We start from the raw sequence: 253 nt of genomic DNA on the forward strand, positions 1-253 counted from the left end.
GCCCAGCGCAAGTTCGCTAGAGTGTACTCGTGTGCGCAAAAAACCTGTGTATCTGGCGGTAAAACAGAAAATTTTTCCAAGGAATCAGACATTTGCGCGGGGGTGCCCTCGAAAAGCCGGCCACAGCCCCCGGCAAACAGGGTGTCTCCACAGAACAGCACAGGCTGTTTTCCCGCGGCCCGGCCGGTGTACGCGATGTGGCCCGCGGTATGCCCCGGCACGTCCAGCACCGTCAGGTCCAGGTCCAGTTCCG

The 253-nt window shown here is 60.5% G+C and carries 1 protein-coding gene; it reads right to left on the bottom strand.

Going from position 1 to position 253, the window contains the following annotated elements; genetic code table 11:
• Window positions 1-253: MBL fold metallo-hydrolase (locus SB751_RS33200; protein WP_410749394.1), on the bottom strand; the 253-nt coding region annotated here is incomplete at both ends.

Source organism: Cupriavidus sp. SIMBA_020, assembly GCF_046535395.1.
Classification (GTDB): Bacteria; Pseudomonadota; Gammaproteobacteria; order Burkholderiales; family Burkholderiaceae; genus Cupriavidus; species Cupriavidus campinensis.